The sequence below is a fragment of the Patiriisocius sp. 208BN25-11 genome (genome assembly GCF_058147145.1).
The window spans coordinates 303370-320752 of sequence record NZ_JBYVJY010000001.1 but is presented as its reverse complement, the minus strand read 5'-3'; the positions used below and the strand labels follow the sequence as shown (position 1 = coordinate 320752).

The window sequence follows — 17383 nt, the reverse complement described above, 5'->3', positions numbered from 1 at the left end:
AACATGAAAAATATAGTACTAGTATTAGCGCTTCTTATAGGAGCAACAGTGTATGGACAAAATAAAAATGCAAAGGCTGTCATACCTGTAGATGGTGTATGTATGATGTGTAAAGAACGTATCGAGAAAGCATCTATAAAAACAAAAGGCGTAAAGTCTGCTGTTTGGAATTTAGAGACCAAAGAGCTGAGTGTAATTTACGATGAGCGCAAAACCACCCTTGCAAAAATTAATGCTGCTGTGGCTAATGTTGGACATGATACAGAGCAAGTAAAAGCTTCAGAAGAAGCGTATAATAGTGTACATGCTTGTTGTAAATATCGAGATGAAGATGTACAAAAAGAGCATAAAAATGATAACTAATTTGTGTTAGATAAATAATAAAAACCACGCCTTTAACGCGTGGTTTTGTATTTTTACAACATGTTAAAACCAAAAACATTATTATACATCATAACTGTAGTTGTTTTAATAGCCGCAGTTATTTGGGAATACTATGTACAACAATGGATGTCGTACCAACCCGAAGGCGGCGGTGCCGTTATTCGTGTAGATCTTTTTGTAATATGGCCTTTGGTGCTTACGCTAGTAAGTGTGTCTTTGTTTAAATTATTTGGGCCAAAAAAATAAAAAAAGGGACTGTAAAAAAATACAGCCCCCTTGTCTTTACATATGTAAAGTAGCTAAGAGATTATAGGATTATTTATTTCCTGTTAAATCTTTCTTTACTTTATCTGTTGTGTTTTTTACAGCATCACCAGCTTTGTCTGTTGCATCTTTTACAGCGTCACCAGCTTTATCTGCAGCGTCGTTTGCGGCATCTTTAACGTCTTCTACTGCTTTTCCAGCAGCATCAGTTGCTTGATCTACTGCATTTCCAGCAGCGTCTTTTGCATTTCCTAATGCATCACCTGCAGCATCTGTTGCATTGTTTACAGCGTCTCCAGCTTTGTCTACAGCTTCAGTAGCGCTATCTGCAGCATTCTCCATTGCTTCTTTTGTTTTATCTGCAGTCTCTCTACAAGATGAAACAGAAACGATTAATGCTAAAGCAGCTAAGGTTGTAAGTATTTTTTTCATGATAATGGTTTTTATTAAACGATAAAAGTAGTTAAAATTTTAACATTTTAAGTTTATGGATACTTTTATTTTCGATGAAATGCTAAATACTAGTGTTTGATAGCACTTTTTGATGTATACTGTCACTTCTTTCATGATTACTTTCTTCGGAAACATTATGTATTTGTGGAATGTTTCCTTCGAATCGGAAATGTTCCGAGTAAAATGTTGGATATATTCCAAAATAGTGTATATTTGAGTATGGATACAAAATTGTCTATCGAAGCACGTCGTTTTAAGAAAGTACGTGAAGAGCAACATCATACACAGCAATCTTTTGCTGAAATTTTAGGTATTGGTGCCACTACCGCAGATATAGAGCGAGGTAAAACGAAACTTTCCGGAAAAGTAGTAATGGAATTGTTGCGCCAGTTTAATATCAACCCTTTGTGGTTGTTTGGTGAAAGCTACAACAAGGTGGTAAATATTAATGGGGGTGATGTGAGTCCAAAAGTGATCACATTAGATGTAGAAGACAACGATACCATTGCATTGGTCAATCAAAAGGCTGCTGCTGGCTATCCGCATAACATTCAGGATGTAGATTGGTATGAAACATTACCAGCTTTTAACATTCCTTTGCCACAATATAGAAACGCAACCTATCGTGGTTTTCAAGTAGAAGGTGATAGTATGCTTCCTAATATTAGACCCAATGAATGGGTGCTTGGTAAAGCAGTGCCAAGTATTTCCGAAGCCAGTGATAGCAAAATCTATATCGTAGTATTACACGATTCTGTGTTGGTGAAAAAATTACAAAAAGTACCAAGTGCGCCAGAGCGCGTGCGTCTTATTTCTTTAAATCCCGAATACATTCCAATTGATGTGGAAGTAAAAAACATTCAAGAATTGTGGTTGGTAAACAGTAAACTGACTTTTGGTATTGATGAACCCAGTGAGAGTTCTTTGTTACGAGAATTACAGCAATCTATGGAAGAACTTAAAGGGCAGATAAACAGCTTAAATACCTAGTTAGCTTTCTATGAGTTTTAAACATCTCTACCAGTTTCTTTCAAAACTTCAAAAAAATAATTCTAAAGATTGGATGGACGCAAACCGCAAAGAATACTATGTGGTGCGTGATTTTTATATTGCATGGTTAGATGCAATGAATGATACATTAGCTGCTATTGATCCCGATTATTTTGATACCCCAGGCAAAAAAGCCATCAATCGAATTAATAATAATTTGATGTTTCATCCTAATAAACCGGTCTATAAAGATCATTTTGGTGCGGGTTTAGATCAAGTAAGTAAGCAAGGAGATTTTTATATTCAAATAGGGGTTTCCGAGAATTTTATTGGAGGTGGCTACTGGCATCCCTCATCAAAAGTGTTAAAAAGTATCCGAGAGGCCATAGACTATAATGGGGAGGAACTTAAAGCCATTCTTGACAAACCATCATTTAAGAAAACCTTAGGCGGATTAATAGAAGATGTTTCTTTAAAAACAGCTCCTAAAGGATATTCACAAGACCATGTACATATAGATTTGCTACGCAGAAAATCTTTTGCAGCCGGCAGAACCTTTACAAAAGATGAAGTGCTGTCTCCAGATTTTGATGCCACTGTAGTGCATGTCTATAAAGAATTATTGCCTTTTAGAAGGTATCTCAATGAAGCAGCCTCTGTCTAGTTTTTAGGATTAGAAAGATACTCCATCACAATCTTTGTTGCTCCCGTATTGCTATTTACAAAATGCCCGCAAATCATTCCAGTTTTACTTCTGAAATTTGAATCGGATACCAATTTGGTAAGTATTTCTGTACATTCTTGAGCACTATCTACAGAATACAATCCTGCTAATGAACGCAATTTTTTTGCTTCCGGAAAGGTGTCATAGTTTTTCCCAATGATAATAGGAACTCCAAAAGTGGCAGGTTCTAAGATGTTGTGTAAACCAGTCGTGCCCATAGCGCCACCCACAAAAGCAATATCGGCATAGTTATATATTTTGGTTAGCAACCCTATAGTATCAATAATAAACACTTGAGCGTCTGCAATTGTACCGTAATTTGCTTTTGCAATAGTTTCTGAGTAGCGCACTGTATCTTTTTTTAAGTCCGCTTTAAATGCTGAAATTTTAGCTACCTGAAGTGTGTGCGGTGCAATGATAAATTTTACATGATTAGGAGCGCTGTTTATATAGTCTAGTAAAACGGCTTCGTCTTCAGGCCATGTACTTCCGGCGACAATGCAGAGGTTATTTCCTTTAAATGTTTCTATAAAGTCTAAGGTGTTGTCCATTTCAATTTGATGAGAGACCCTATCAAATCTTGTGTCACCACTTACCGTAGCATTGGTGTAGTTAAGCGCTTCTAATAGCTCTTTTGAAGCTTGGTTTTGTAAAAAAAAGTGTTGAAACGCAACTAATGACGATTTCATAAAATTTCCGTAGAATTTAAAAAAGATCTGATCCTTTCGAAACACTCCCGAAATAAGGATTGTTTTAATATTCCTAGCTTTTAATGCATGTAAGTAGTTAGGCCAAAACTCGTATTTGACAAAAAATACGAGGGATGGATGTACTGCTTCAACAAAGGTTCTAGCATTCTTTTTTGTATCCATTGGTAAATAGACAACCACATCTGCAAGAGGAGTATTTTTCTTATGTTCATACCCAGATGGAGAAAAAAAACTGACTACAATTTTATGAGAAGGGTATTTAGTTTTAACGGCCTCTATAATAGGAACACCTTGCTCAAATTCTCCTAATGAAGCACAATGAAACCAGATGGTCTTATCGGTAGGAGTTATGTTTTTTGATAAAATTTGAAATGTTTCTTTTCTTCCACTAACAAATAACTTGAGTTTTTTATTGAAATATTGCGCAAAAGCCAATACTCCAATTGCGATATGCATGCCTATGTTATAGAAAAACTTCATGAGGGGCTAAAGTACAAAATTGAACATTTAGAAAATAACTGCTGTGTAGAATAAAACTGATTTCAATTTTTTCAATAGTAACAAATCATTGAATTTTACTAAAGGCATTTTCGTATTTTTACAATTCTGAATAAAAAAGAAGTATGGATTTCTTTCAATATTCAGGTCTATATTAATTTAATTACAAGCAACTAGCTTGGGCATCTTATGAGAAAAATACAAATGGTTGATCTTAGAGGTCAATATGCAGCAATAAAAGATAGGGTAAATTCGTCAATACAAGAAGTGATAGATACCACTGCTTTTGTAAATGGACCAGAAGTGCACGCTTTTCAGAAAGAATTGGAAGATTATTTAGGGGTTAGAAATGTAATACCCTGCGCCAATGGTACAGATGCTTTGCAAATTGCTATGATGGGTTTAGGCTTAAAACCTGGGGATGAAATTATTACTGCAGATTTCACCTTCGCTGCTACCGTAGAAGTAATTGCTTTGTTGCAATTAACTCCTGTTTTGGTCGATGTAGACCCCATTAGTTTTAATATTGATATCGCTGCTATAGAAAAAGCAATTACACCAAAAACAAAAGCGATTATCCCTGTACACTTATTTGGTTTGGCAGCGAATATGGATGAAGTTATGGATTTGGCACATAAGCATAATTTGTATGTGATAGAAGACAATGCTCAAGGTATTGGGGCAACCTATACCTCAAAAGATGGAAGTAAAAAAATGACGGGTGGTATTGGTCATGTGGGTTCTACCTCTTTTTTCCCTTCAAAAAACCTTGGCTGCTATGGAGACGGGGGCGCTATTTTCACCAACGACGATGACTTGGCGCACATTATTAGAGGCATAGTAAATCATGGAATGTACAAACGATACCATCATGATGTAGTAGGAGTGAATTCTAGATTAGATTCTATACAAGCTGCCGTATTAAGAGCAAAACTGCCCAATTTAAACAACTATAATACAGCGCGTAGAAATGCGGCTAGAAAATACACGAAAGCCTTTGCTGGCATTGAAAATATTATCACTCCAACTGGTTTTTGCGATAGTGGTAATTCTATTTGTGATACCTGCGATTGCCATGTATTTCATCAATACACACTCCAGATTAAAAACACCAATAGAGATGCATTGGTGCAACATTTAAATGCTAATGATATTCCTTGTGGTGTGTATTACCCAATTCCATTACACTTACAAAAGGCATATGCAGATACACGATATAATGAAGCCGATTTTACGGTCACCAATAGATTGGTAAAAGAAGTTATCTCATTGCCCATGCATACAGAATTAGATGACGAGCAAATTGCATTTATCACAAAAACTCTGATTGATTTTGTCACTAAGTAAAGGATTATTCTAAATTAAAATGAAAGAGACCATGATAACATGGTCTCTTTTGTTATGTGGGAACAAAAGAACCGTTGACAACCCTTAAAACACAGTGTTCCCCGTACTGAGCTTGATTAGTTCATGTTTTGCCAACGGTGTAAAAATAGTTTTTTTGTTACATGCAGATTTTTTTAGCAAGCAATTTTTTATTTTTTTTTATAATTTGAATAATTTTTAAGAGTTGTGATTTTCAGGTATCACTTCATGATCTTTATTTTGCGCAAAAACATGTACACATTGTACCCCTATTAATACGTTTGGAAAAAGATCTTTTCTTACCCCTTTAAAAAAAATATGTTTTAATACTATTTAGAACTCCTAAATATTTGTTTTTATTGGTATGTTTATATTTAAAACTTAAAAAAACTATTGTAAAAAGAACGAAAGCTAAAATTGAGTAGAGTATAAAATGTGAGCGATTGATATCTATGGAATTATTTTTACCAAGTAAGATATATGACGCCCAAAAATGAGGAGAGGCTTCTACTAGTGAATGGTTTTCTAAATAAGAAAGCTTAGCTTCATGTAGCGCTTTTGATTTTGTATGTCCTTTGTCGAGGTTTTTGTAAAAATAACCAGCAATTTCTGCTGTAGATTTATCATCAATACTCCAAAGTGTAGCAACTACACTTTGTGACCCAGCGTAGAAAAATCCTCTTGCGAGACTCATTACACCCTCTCCTGTTGCTTGTTTTCCAAGGGTTGTGTTACAACCACTCAAAAAAACAAGACTGGCTTTATTGGATGTAAGATACAAATCGTCTAGGGTTACCTTTTCATCACTAAAAGCAATCCAAGGAGAGCTTCCTTCTTCGGCATCTGCATGGGTAACAAGATGCATTAAGTCATAGGCATTTGATGCCTCTAAAAATCGTTGTTTTGTTGCTTTTTCTTCTTGATAGAAATCTCCTGGAAAATAGTTTTTTACTTTTTCAATTTCAGCAGTGCTGTAATGTAATGTTGCTAAGTTTAAAGCATCAAATGTTACTGGAGCCATTCCTAGCATGCTCTTTTTTCTTGAGTTATTTGTTGTGTTTTTTTTGTTTGTTTGAAACGAGTTACTGTAAGCGTATCTTATTTCTGTTTGTTTGATAAGGTAGCTACTAGGATTTTTATCAGTTGTAAGTGCTTCAAAAGGGATCGATGAGATGTAGTTGTCGGGAATAATTGTTACTTTTTTAGAAATCAATAGCTTTTTTATTTCTTCGGAAATAAAAAGTTGATGAAACATTGCTAGGCTGTATTTTGAATAGTTATTGATATCTTCTTCTGTGCGAAATGGCTGCTTTAATAGCATAAGGAATGCCTCAGTATGCTGTCTTAAATTTTTTAGATTTTTTATTTCTTCAAATATGATTTTTGACGGAGTTGTAATAAGAATATATCCATTGTCTGTATTTGGGTAAATGCCATAGCCATCATCTTCCGAAATATGAAATTGGATAATTATTTCATTTTCTCTAAGTGTTTTTTGAGTTTCGCCTAGGGAAGTAATAGTACCAAGCTCTTTAGGAAGGTAACTAGGGAAAACCGATTGTACACTATCCACAAATGTTTGAAGATTTTTTTTTGCCAATAATATTTTTTGCGAATGGGAAATACCTTTTAAAGTAGTCTCCTTTTCTAATGTACTTATGTTCTTTTTTAATAAAAGTTCTTTGTCGTAAATATTTTCTGGGATACTTAGTGATTGTTTTCTTTGCTTTTTCTCAAGTTCATTAGCTAGTAATATAGCTTTGTTTTTTTCCATGAAAAAGTTTGCTAATTCCATGTCTTGAGAAAGATAGCAGGCTTTTAATGCTCTAGAATACATTTTAGATGCGCGTTTTCTCCATGCTAATTTTGAATAGATTTCGGTAGTATTAAAAGTAAAATAATCAAAAAGCTTGTCGGTTGTTTTAAAAAACTGAAGCGCTTTTTCTAGATCTTTTATATTTTTGCTTGTTTCATGTTTTAGAAGATACATTTCGGCTGCATTTTGAAAAATAATCCACGATTGTTCGTTGATGCTATTGGTGGCTATAATATCCTCATAAGAAATATCTTTTAGCGTATTCTTTTTTTCTACTAATAATGAAATAGCCTTATTTAAGTAAAGTACAGCACTATCAAATTGTTTTTGTTTTGCTTTGTTAATCGCAATATTTCCAAAGTTATTTATGTTTAAGTTTGGACTAAGTTCCGGACAATACTTACTTGCTTTAAAAAAAGAACGTGTGCTTTCTTCGATGTTAGCTTTGTTTAGTAAGATTCCAAGATCATTGTAAGATACCGAAAGTAATATAGAATCGTTGCTTGCGAGCGCTTTGTCTAGAATTTTTGTAAGAAGTTTTATTCCTTTTTGCTGTGAGCTATCTTTTATTTTGTAGTGGGTGTAGTATTGTGCCCTTAATGATAAAAGATTGTTTTTAGATGGTTCATCTTTTAGAAGTGCTGCAATAGAGTCTGCACGATCTAATGTTGTCTGTAATTTTTGGAAAGATGTTTTGGTTCCTAGCTTTAAGTAAGTGTTAGAGACATTGATATAATTTCGTAATAAATTTCTAAAGTCTTTTAGTTGTAATAGTAACTGTCCTCCAGCTTCATAATATTTTATGGCTAGGTTATAATCACCCGTGTAATGATAATTCCTTCCAATAGCAGAATAGGCTCTACCTGCTCTTTTATTCGTGTTTTCTATAGCTATAACATCCTCGTATTGCAGGTTGCTTTTTAGGTATTCTTTGTTGTTGAAATAGTAGAGTCCAGCAAGTGATTTTTTTTTCTGGAGTTCAATAGAATCATCTCTATGATAAAAAATAGAGGTAGAGATAGCCTCAATAGCTTTCACATAGGCTTTGTTTCTATACAACCAAGTTGAATAACTCTTAGAAAGGCTGGCATAGTCTTCAAGGTCTTTGGTTAATAACTTTTTTGCAAGTAAGCTGTCTATTTTTTGCGTTTTTTCTTCAAAAGAAATTGTGTCTTTTAATATAACTTTATAGTCATCTTGTGCAAAAACACATTGAGTTGTGATTGCTACATAGAGAATAAATCCTAAAAATTTAGTTTTCATAAAATTATAATTTTAAGGATATTTTTAAAAGAAAAGCGCATTAGTAATTAATGCGCCTGTTGTCAAGGAATGCCTTTTACTAGTCTTCACAGTCAGAATCCTCACAAATGTCAGGATCTTGCTCGATAGTTGCCCTAAGGTCATTTATCCTTTGCTGTCCAGTAGTGAAAGTCCAAATAACATTATTATTATTTAAATATGCTTCAAGTGGATGCTTGCCTAGAGTAGCATAAAATGTTCTACGTTGATCTCGAACTGCTTGATACCCTGGAACACCATATGCAGCATTACCAATCCAAGTTATTCGAATTTGGAACGTATTAGAAATGTTGTTTTCAACAACTTTTTCAATAGAAACACAAGTGTCTGATTTTTTTAGAATCGTAATCATTGAAATGCTACTTGATTGTAAGTCAGCTGTTTTGGGAACAGGTTTGAAGCCTAGCAATACTAAGGCTATCATGCTAATAAAAAAAAATCTTTTTTTCAAATTTAAAATGTTTTAAGGGTTAAAAAATAAACTAATCACCCGTATGTTCGACTTTTTTTCTTTTCTTACCCCTAATATATTTCTTTTTTTTCAATATTAATTGAGGTCAGGGTTTTTATTGTTCTTTTTCTTTTAGTACTTTTAATTATCTCTCAAAGAATATGCAAAATCATTCCCCAACTCAAGTATTAGATTTATTAGTTCAAGGCAATCGTAATACAATCAAAAATCTTTATGAGGAGGTCTTGCCAAAAGTAACTTCATTCATTTTAAAGAATAAGGGAGGTAGAGATGACGCTAATGAAATTTTTCAAGATGCTTTGTATCAACTTATCGTAAGAGCAAAGACTAATCCTTTTTCGATTAAAACCTCATTTGATGCTTATTTATTTACGGTGTGCAAGAATCTATGGTACAAAAAGTTAAATAAGTCCAAAAAGGAGGTAAGAAATGATGGAGTCTTTGAACTAAAAGAAAACGACGATACCGATGTAGCGTCTATTTTATTTCAAGAGCGATGGGACCTGTTTGAAGAAACATTCTCTAAACTCAATGAAAAATGCAAACTCTTATTAAAGGATTATTTTGGCAAAGTCCCCTATAGTGTGATTGTAGAAAAATTCTCTTATGCAAACGAAAACGCAGCATTTCAAAGAGTGTTTAAATGCAAAACACGATTAAAAGAGTTAGTGAAAAAAGACCCTAGGTATAAAAATCTTTTGTAAACATGGATGAATCAAAACTACTATTAATTGTATCCTACCTAGATGGGAACATGACTCCAGAAGAGCGCATTTCTTTTGAAAAATTAGTCAACCAAGACCCAGAACTTGAAAAAGAACTCTTGCTTTCAAAAAAAATACATCATCATTTTGAGAATCCTTATCAACAAGAAGAGGTTCCAGACAATGCATACACGCAACACTTAAAAGAAACACTTGACAGTGAGGAAGCAAAAAAAATAAAAGAAACCATAAAAGACGTTGGCTCAAAGTACCAAGAAGAGTACTCTGGCGCAACATTAATGAGACCTTGGATGTATGCTGCAGCTGCAGTGTTGATACTATTCTTTGCAGTGAATTTTTTCTTAAATACATCTACTGCTGATGTATATGCGGCTTATTATAATCATCAAGATGTTCCTTCAGTAATACAGAGAGATGGAGAAAAAAGCTTGTTGACTCAAGGAGTCAATGCTTTTCATGCAAATAATTATGAAGAGGCTGTTCGGTTTTTTGAAAATTATGAATCAGGAAATCCAATTAGTAACACTAGTTTTTATATCCTTAAAGGAATTGCCTACACGCATACGGGAGATCTAGAAAATGCTACTAAAAGCTTTGATCTTTGTATTGCTTCAAAATCGTTGGATAGCTCAAAAGCTTTATGGTTTAAAGCATTGGCTTACGTGAAAGCTGATCAAGTTGAAAAAGCCAAAAACACATTGACAAAAATAGGAGTTAATGATTTTAACTACGTTAAGGCTCAAGAGTTACTAAAAGATTTATAGAAAAAATAGGTTGTTAAAAAAGCCGAATGAAATTAATCATTCGGCTTTTTTAGTGCTATAAATAAAGTTTTATAATGCTCCTTTTGAAGCTTCCACACTGCGATCAATTTTTCGCATCAATCCTTGCAGTACATTTCCAGGACCTACTTCAATAAATTGAGTGGCTCCATCGGCAATCATATTTTGAATGCTTTGTGTCCATTTTACTGGAGCTGTAAGTTGCGCGATTAAATTTTTCTGAATTTCTTTAGCATCCGTCACCGCTGTTGTACTTACGTTCTGGTAAATTGGACAAGCAGGGGCTGTAAAGGTTGTTGCCTCTATCGCCGCCGCCAATTCTTCTCTAGCGGGTTCCATAAGCGGACTATGAAAAGCACCACCTACAGGTAATAATAAGGCACGTCTTGCGCCAGCTTCTTTCATTGCTTCACAGGCTTGGTTTACGGCTTCTATTTCTCCACTAATCACCAATTGTCCTGGACAGTTATAATTTGCAGCCACAACAATTCCAGACTGATTGGTACAAATATCTTCAACTACCTTGTCTTCTAGGCCTAATACTGCAGCCATCGTAGAAGGAGCAGCTTCACATGCCTTTTGCATGGCTAAGGCTCTTTTGTACACTAATTGTAAACCGTCTGTAAAAGCTAAGGTTCTATTGGCAACCAAAGCAGAAATTTCTCCAAGAGAATGTCCTGCCACCATATCGGGTGTAAAATTAGCGCCCATCACTTCTGCTGTAATGGCAGAATGTAAGAAGATAGCTGGCTGTGTTACTTTGGTTTGTTTTAACTCGTCTGCGCTTCCTTCAAACATGATTTTTGTAATGTCAAATCCCAGCGTTTCATTGGCTTGATCAAATAGTTCTTTGGCACGTGTAGAGTTTTCGTATAAGTCAAGACCCATTCCTGTAAATTGAGCGCCTTGACCTGGAAATATATATGCTTTCATTTTTTGTTACGTGTTGGTTGCTGCAAAAGTAAGGTTAATATTTAATATTTCCGAAGTGGAGATTATACACGATCCCATGTTTCAAAAGTGAAGGCATAGTTGTGTTTCTCATCTTTTTCGTGATGTGTTTCTGAAATTTTCTCCCATCGAGTGGTGTCTATTTTTGGAAAATAGGTGTCGGCATCAAAAGTGCCATGTACTCTGGTAAGCTCGATACGATCTGCGACCTCTAAACCGAGGGTGTAAATCTCTCCACCACCTATAATATAAGGTGTTTCATCTGAGGACGATTTCAATAATGCTTCATCTAAAGAATGTACTACGATAACATCTCCTCCTCTTCCTTCTGGGGTTTTTGCAACATAGTTTTTATCTCTCGTAATCACTAAATGAATTCTATTAGGTAACGGTTTTGGGAAGGACTCATAGGTCTTACGGCCCATGATAATATAGTGCCCGGTTGTTAATGCCTTAAAGCGTTTAAAATCGATAGGTAAATGCCAAATTAAATCGTTGTCTTTGCCAAGTTCGTTGTTCTGCCCAGCGGCAGCTATCATTGTAATCATAGGTTTTCTGGAGGTAATAGGTTGGGATTGGAGTCGTTTTTTTTTACTTCGGGAGTTGCGGTTTCTTTTGCTTCCTTTACAGCAGCCATCGTGACTTCTTGTATCGCTTGTTTTTTAAGTTCGGCAATGCGTGTTTCTTGCAATGCTTTTAGCTTGGTGAGTTGTTTGTCTTCCCATTCTTTGCCCATAAAGGTATTCATGATAAAGACATTGAACACATGAATTAATAAAATAAACGCCCAAATAAGAATGGCCCAAACATACCAGTTTTTAAGAAGTACTTGGTGTCCCATTTTTAAAACTGCATCCAAAATGATAAAGAGCACGCTTCCCGCTAAGAAAATTACAAAATGGCGCATCAAGCCCTTTTTTTGTTTGATTCTTTTTCTTGCGTATTCGTATTGTTCTCTTGTTTCGCTATCTATTGTGGGTTTGTTTTTATTTTTTGAAAACATGATGCATTGGTTTTAAGCGTCAATAAGTACTATTGAATATCGTAAAAATACCTAAATTTGAATACCTAACCTATACTCTTTATGCAAGATTTAAAACAAGAATTTCCTGTACTTCAAGAACAAACGTATTTAAATACGGCAAGTTCTGGCTTGTTATCCAAAACACTTTTTTACTGGCGAAAGCAACACGAAATAGATTTGATAAACAATGGCGCAGATTTTTCGATCCGTAAACAAATCCCTGAAGATACTCGGGCTAATGTCGCTCGTTTTTTTGAAGCAGACCTAGAAGAAGTAGCATTGGTGCCAAACTTCTCTTTTGGGTTTAATACCATTTTGGAAGGGCTTCCTAAAGGACAAAAGATCCTACTCTTAGAAAATGATTATCCATCTTTATTATGGCCTATAGAAACTCGCGATTTTAATGTGTGTTATGCTCCTATTTCTGAAATGTTAGAAGACACCATTCTTGCTGCTTTCGAAAAACACCGTCCAGCTATTTTTGTGTTTAGTATGGTGCAATGGCTTTCAGGAATTAAAATGGATCTTTCCTTTTTAAAAGAATTAAAGGAAAAATACCCCCAAGTGCTATTCATGGCAGATGGAACACAGTATTTGGGTACAGAACATTTCAGCTTTAAAGACAATGTAATAGATGTGCTAGGAGCAAGTTGTTATAAATGGCTTTTGGCTGGATTTGGAAATGGTATCATGATGGTAAAAAAAGACGCGCAGGCTCGCATATTTCCAGCTACTATTGGGTTTAATTCTGCTGCTACTTTCGATAGCAAAGCAACAGATACTGCTTTTGTAAAACATTTCGAGCCAGGACACCAAGACACCTTCAATTATGGAACTTTAGGACAAGCTATTTTACAAGCAGAACGCTATGGGATTACAAAAATTTCAGAAAAAATAAAAACCTTATCTACATACGCCAAAGAGCAATTTGTAGCCTTCGGATTACTTGATGATGCTACCAAAAACAGAACGATGCACGCTTCTATTTTTAATTTGAAAGGCGATATGGAATTGTTTAAAAAATTAGCAGCGCAACAGATTGTGTGTTCTCCAAGAGGTGGCGGAATTCGGGTAAGTTTTCATTACTACAATACGATTGAAGATATTGATAGGTTGATGAGGGCAATAAAATCATGATTTTGTTTTTTCTCCTAAAATAATCGATACTTTTACCTTTTTAGAAATATAATATTTCAGAAATTAATACATGAAAATACTTGTTACAGGTGGTTTAGGTTTTATTGGTTCACATGTGGTTGTAAAACTACAAGAAGAAGGTTTTGATGTGGTGATTATAGATGATTTATCAAATTCGGACCTTAGGGTTTTAGACGGTATTGTTAAAATAACAGGTAAGAAGCCAGATTTTGAACAATTAGATTTACGAGAAAAAGCTGCTGTTTCAGGATTTTTTAGAAAGCATCAGGATGTTGCTGGAGTGATTCATTTTGCAGCTTCAAAAGCAGTTGGTGAAAGTGTTGAAAATCCATTGTTGTATTATGAAAACAATATCGGAACCTTGGTTTACCTGCTTCAAGAACTTCAACAAAAAGAAAATGCCTATTTCATTTTTAGTTCTTCTTGTACTGTTTATGGACAGGCAGATGTCATGCCTATTACAGAAGATGCTCCCGTGAAAAAAGCGGAGTCTCCCTACGGAAATACAAAGCAAATTGGAGAAGAAATTATTCAAGATGTTTGCAAGGTAAATCCAAATATTCAAGCTACTGCATTGCGTTATTTTAATCCTGTTGGGGCGCATGAATCTGCCTTTATTGGCGAACTTCCAATTGGAGTACCTCAAAACTTAGTGCCTTTTATTACACAAACAGCTACAGGAAAACGAGCACAACTCTCGGTGTTTGGTGACGACTACCCAACGCCAGATGGCACCGCTATAAGAGATTATATTCATGTGGTAGATCTTGCAGATGCGCACGTTGTTGCATTGCAAAAACTCATAGCCAAACAACAGAATAGCAATTTTGATTTCTATAATGTAGGCACAGGTACAGGGTCGTCTGTATTAGAGGTAATAAAAGCTTTTGAAAAAGTATCTGGAGAGAAATTAAATTATAAAATAGTGAGTAGGAGAGAAGGCGATGTTATACAAGCCTATGCAGATACTACAAAAGCTAATAAGGTATTGGGTTGGAAATCTCAATATTCTCTGGAAGATGCACTCGCCTCGGCCTGGAAATGGGAACAACGTGGTGCTTAGTATTCAGTAGCAGTGGCAGTAAGAAGTTGAGTAAAAGATACTATTTAGTTTAATAGTATAAATCTCAAATCTCAAGCCATTCACGATTCACTAGTACAAGAAATTCTTTGTATTGGCATAGCCGAAATATAAGAAACTTCCCCTTTTGTTAAGTTTTCAAGCTATCTTTGCAGCATGGAAGAAACAGCACACAAAGCGGGCTTTGTAAACATCATAGGAAACCCTAACGTTGGAAAGAGTACACTCATGAATGCCTTTGTTGGGGAGCGCTTGTCTATAATTACTTCAAAAGCGCAGACTACACGTCACCGTATTTTGGGGATTGTTAATGGAGACGATTTTCAAGTCATGCTAAGTGATACTCCTGGGATTATAAAACCAGCTTATCAGTTACAGGAGAGTATGATGGACTTTGTGAAATCGGCTTTCGAAGACGCCGATGTGTTACTATATATAGTAGAACTAGGGGAGAAAGAATTAAAAGACGAAGCGTTTTTTAACAAAATCACCAATAGTAAAATACCAGTATTATTGCTCATCAATAAAATCGACGTTGGAAATGAAGAATTGCTAAAAGATGCTTTGACACTCTGGCAAGAAAAAGTGCCCAACGCAGAAATTTTTGCGATCTCTGCCTTACAAAATTTTGGAGTTGCCGAGGTGTTTAAACGTATTATAGAATTACTTCCCGCATCACCCGCTTTTTATCCAAAAGATCAATTAACCGATAAACCCGAACGCTTTTTTGTAAACGAAACCATTCGAGAGAAAATCTTAATGCATTATAAAAAAGAAATTCCTTATAGTGTAGAAATAGAAACCGAAGAGTTTTTTGAAGACGAAGACATTATTCGTATTCGTGCCGTGATTATGGTAGAACGTGATTCTCAAAAAGGAATCATCATAGGTCATAAAGGCGAAGCAATAAAGCGCGTAGGAATGGAAGCTAGAAAAGATCTAGAATTGTTCTTCGGAAAACAAATACACCTAGAAACCTATGTGAAAGTAAATAAAAATTGGCGTAATAACGAACGACAGTTACGCAGGTTTGGGTATCATAACAAGTCTTAGGGGTGTAATTTGAAGATGGGTTGATTTGAAGATTTGAAGATGGGAGTTTTGTGTTGGTGTTAAAAAGGTAAAAGCTTACACTCAAAATTTAAAATCTAAAAGTTGAGATTAAGTCTATCTTCTAACAGCGAACAAGATGAGTGGTCTAACCTCTATCAGCCGAAGGCGGTCTTAGAAAACCGAAGACGGTTATAAACAAAGTAAACTCTTTAACTTCCCTACCCAATATCAAATCTAAAAGACTATTTTTGCAGTCTAGAAAATTTCAGAAACTATGAGTATTGTTGCTATTGTAGGACGCCCTAATGTAGGGAAATCTACATTTTTTAATAGATTGATACAACGTCGTGAGGCAATTGTAGATGCCGTAAGTGGTGTGACCAGAGATCGCCATTACGGGAAAAGTGACTGGAACGGTAAAGAATTCTCGCTTATAGACACGGGTGGATACGTGGTTGGGAGTGACGATATCTTTGAGTCTGAAATCGATAAACAAGTAGAACTCGCTATAGATGAGGCAGATGCCATCATTTTTATGGTAGAAGTTGAAAGCGGTGTCACGGGCATGGATGAAGAAGTAGCACAGCTGCTTCGAAAAAGTAAAAAGCCAGTTTTTCTAGCTATTAATAAAGTAGATAATTCTAAAAGAGCCCAAGATGCTGTAGAGTTTTATTCTTTAGGGTTTGAACGCTTTTACACCATTTCAAGTATTAATGGAGGTGGAACGGGAGACTTACTAGACGATCTAGTAAAAATATTGCCAGAAGCTGCTGAAGACGACGAAGAAGCCTTGCCTAGATTTGCTGTAGTAGGACGCCCTAATGCAGGAAAATCTTCGTTTATCAATGCCTTGATTGGTGAAGAAAGATACATTGTTACCGATATTGCAGGAACAACAAGAGATAGTATCGATACGCGCTACAATCGTTTTGGTTTCGAGTTTAACTTGGTAGATACTGCTGGAATTCGTAAAAAGAGTAAGGTTAAAGAAGATTTAGAATTTTACTCAGTAATGCGAAGCGTAAGAGCGATTGAACATTGTGATGTAATTATCCTTGTCTTTGATGCTTCCAGAGGATTTGACGGCCAAGTACAAAATATCTTTTGGTTGGCGCACAGAAACAACAAAGGTGTGGTCATCTTAGCCAATAAATGGGATTTAATAGAGAAGGACACTCAGAGTGCCAAAGAGTTTGAAACTTATATCAAGAAACAGTGCGAGCCTTATACAGACGTGCCAATTGTATTTATGTCTGTGCTCAACAAACAACGTATTTACAAGGCTATAGAAACCGCGGTTGAAGTCTATAAAAACCGTAGCAAGAAAATTAAAACAAGTACCTTAAATGACACGATGTTGCCTATTATTCAGCACACATCTCCGCCGCAATACAAAGGAAAATACATCAAGATTAAGTACGTTACGCAACTACCAACACCATGGCCAAGTTTTGCCTTTTTTGCCAACTTGCCACAGTATGTAAAAGAACCATACAAACGCTTTTTAGAAAATCAATTGCGCAAAGAATTCGATTTTCACGGAGTGCCTGTGACGGTTTTTATTCGTAAAAAATAAGTTTGGAGAAACCCCGCCCTAAAGGGTGCCTAGAACTTATAAGTGGCTTTAATTA

The 17383-nt window shown here is 35.4% G+C and carries 18 protein-coding genes; 11 read left to right on the top strand and 7 right to left on the bottom strand.

All coding sequences use genetic code 11. The features are described from left to right. Positions 1–3: 3 nt before the first annotated feature. The gene (locus ACY2RS_RS01575) at positions 4–363 is read left to right on the top strand and encodes a heavy-metal-associated domain-containing protein (protein WP_490096839.1); all 360 of its coding nucleotides are present in this window, start codon (positions 4–6) and stop codon (positions 361–363) included. A gap of 60 nt (positions 364–423) precedes the next feature. Continuing rightward, a complete protein-coding gene (locus ACY2RS_RS01570; protein ID WP_490096838.1) occupies positions 424–630 on the top strand; it encodes a hypothetical protein in 207 nt (68 codons plus the stop codon). Positions 631–699: 69 nt separating this feature from the next. On the opposite strand, the gene ACY2RS_RS01565 is transcribed toward ACY2RS_RS01570, so the two are convergent. Then, positions 700–1080: a hypothetical protein gene (locus ACY2RS_RS01565; protein WP_490096837.1), complete on the bottom strand. Its 381-nt coding sequence runs from the start codon at positions 1078–1080 to the stop codon at positions 700–702. A 240-nt stretch (positions 1081–1320) separates the two neighbouring features. Between ACY2RS_RS01565 and ACY2RS_RS01560 the strand changes: the two genes are divergently transcribed. Next, positions 1321–2091 (top strand): XRE family transcriptional regulator, encoded by a 771-nt coding sequence (locus tag ACY2RS_RS01560; protein ID WP_490096836.1) that lies wholly within the window; start codon positions 1321–1323, stop codon positions 2089–2091. A gap of 10 nt (positions 2092–2101) precedes the next feature. Beyond that, positions 2102–2755, top strand: a complete 654-nt coding sequence (locus tag ACY2RS_RS01555; RefSeq protein ID WP_490096835.1) for a DUF2461 domain-containing protein — start codon at positions 2102–2104, stop codon at positions 2753–2755. Here ACY2RS_RS01555 and ACY2RS_RS01550 read toward each other — a convergent pair. Then, positions 2752–4005 (bottom strand): 3-deoxy-D-manno-octulosonic acid transferase, encoded by a 1254-nt coding sequence (locus ACY2RS_RS01550; RefSeq protein ID WP_490096834.1) that lies wholly within the window; start codon positions 4003–4005, stop codon positions 2752–2754. The two genes, ACY2RS_RS01555 and ACY2RS_RS01550, sit on opposite strands and share 4 nt — an antisense overlap. Before the next feature lie 207 nt (positions 4006–4212). Between ACY2RS_RS01550 and ACY2RS_RS01545 the strand changes: the two genes are divergently transcribed. Next, entirely contained in the window at positions 4213–5370 is a 1158-nt protein-coding gene (locus ACY2RS_RS01545; protein ID WP_490096833.1) for a DegT/DnrJ/EryC1/StrS family aminotransferase, read from the top strand. 325 nt (positions 5371–5695) lie between these two features. On the opposite strand, the gene ACY2RS_RS01540 is transcribed toward ACY2RS_RS01545, so the two are convergent. After that, complete coding sequence (locus tag ACY2RS_RS01540) at positions 5696–8467, bottom strand: CHAT domain-containing protein (RefSeq protein ID WP_490096832.1); 2772 nt, start codon at positions 8465–8467, stop codon at positions 5696–5698. A gap of 79 nt (positions 8468–8546) precedes the next feature. Next, positions 8547–8957: a hypothetical protein gene (locus ACY2RS_RS01535; protein WP_490096831.1), complete on the bottom strand. Its 411-nt coding sequence runs from the start codon at positions 8955–8957 to the stop codon at positions 8547–8549. 161 nt (positions 8958–9118) lie between these two features. On the opposite strand from ACY2RS_RS01535, the gene ACY2RS_RS01530 reads away from it, so the two are divergent. Further along, positions 9119–9682, top strand: coding sequence for an RNA polymerase sigma factor (locus tag ACY2RS_RS01530; protein WP_490096830.1), 564 nt, complete (start codon positions 9119–9121; stop codon positions 9680–9682). A 2-nt stretch (positions 9683–9684) separates the two neighbouring features. After that, positions 9685–10467 carry a hypothetical protein gene (locus ACY2RS_RS01525; protein WP_490096829.1) on the top strand — a complete coding sequence of 261 codons (783 nt, stop codon included), beginning with the start codon at positions 9685–9687 and terminating at the stop codon, positions 10465–10467. Positions 10468–10536: 69 nt separating this feature from the next. On the opposite strand, the gene fabD is transcribed toward ACY2RS_RS01525, so the two are convergent. From fabD to ACY2RS_RS01510, 3 genes are all read right to left on the bottom strand, one after another. Continuing rightward, positions 10537–11418, bottom strand: coding sequence for an ACP S-malonyltransferase (gene fabD, locus ACY2RS_RS01520; protein ID WP_490096828.1), 882 nt, complete (start codon positions 11416–11418; stop codon positions 10537–10539). A gap of 62 nt (positions 11419–11480) precedes the next feature. Further along, on the bottom strand, positions 11481–11984 hold the full coding sequence (locus tag ACY2RS_RS01515; RefSeq protein ID WP_490096827.1) for a dihydrofolate reductase: 504 nt from the start codon (positions 11982–11984) through the stop codon (positions 11481–11483). Continuing rightward, entirely contained in the window at positions 11981–12439 is a 459-nt protein-coding gene (locus ACY2RS_RS01510; protein WP_490096826.1) for a 2TM domain-containing protein, read from the bottom strand. Before ACY2RS_RS01510 ends, ACY2RS_RS01515 begins: the two co-directional genes overlap by 4 nt. An 81-nt stretch (positions 12440–12520) precedes the next feature. Between ACY2RS_RS01510 and ACY2RS_RS01505 the strand changes: the two genes are divergently transcribed. From ACY2RS_RS01505 to der, 4 genes are all read left to right on the top strand, one after another. After that, a complete protein-coding gene (locus ACY2RS_RS01505; protein ID WP_490096825.1) occupies positions 12521–13597 on the top strand; it encodes an aminotransferase class V-fold PLP-dependent enzyme in 1077 nt (358 codons plus the stop codon). A 70-nt stretch (positions 13598–13667) separates the two neighbouring features. Continuing rightward, a complete protein-coding gene (galE, locus tag ACY2RS_RS01500) occupies positions 13668–14681 on the top strand; it encodes a UDP-glucose 4-epimerase GalE (RefSeq protein ID WP_490096824.1) in 1014 nt (337 codons plus the stop codon). Between the two features lie 174 nt (positions 14682–14855). Beyond that, positions 14856–15752 carry a GTPase Era gene (era, locus tag ACY2RS_RS01495; RefSeq protein WP_490096823.1) on the top strand — a complete coding sequence of 299 codons (897 nt, stop codon included), beginning with the start codon at positions 14856–14858 and terminating at the stop codon, positions 15750–15752. Between the two features lie 274 nt (positions 15753–16026). Next, positions 16027–17328 (top strand): ribosome biogenesis GTPase Der, encoded by a 1302-nt coding sequence (der, locus tag ACY2RS_RS01490; RefSeq protein ID WP_490096822.1) that lies wholly within the window; start codon positions 16027–16029, stop codon positions 17326–17328. Positions 17329–17383: the final 55 nt, after the last annotated feature.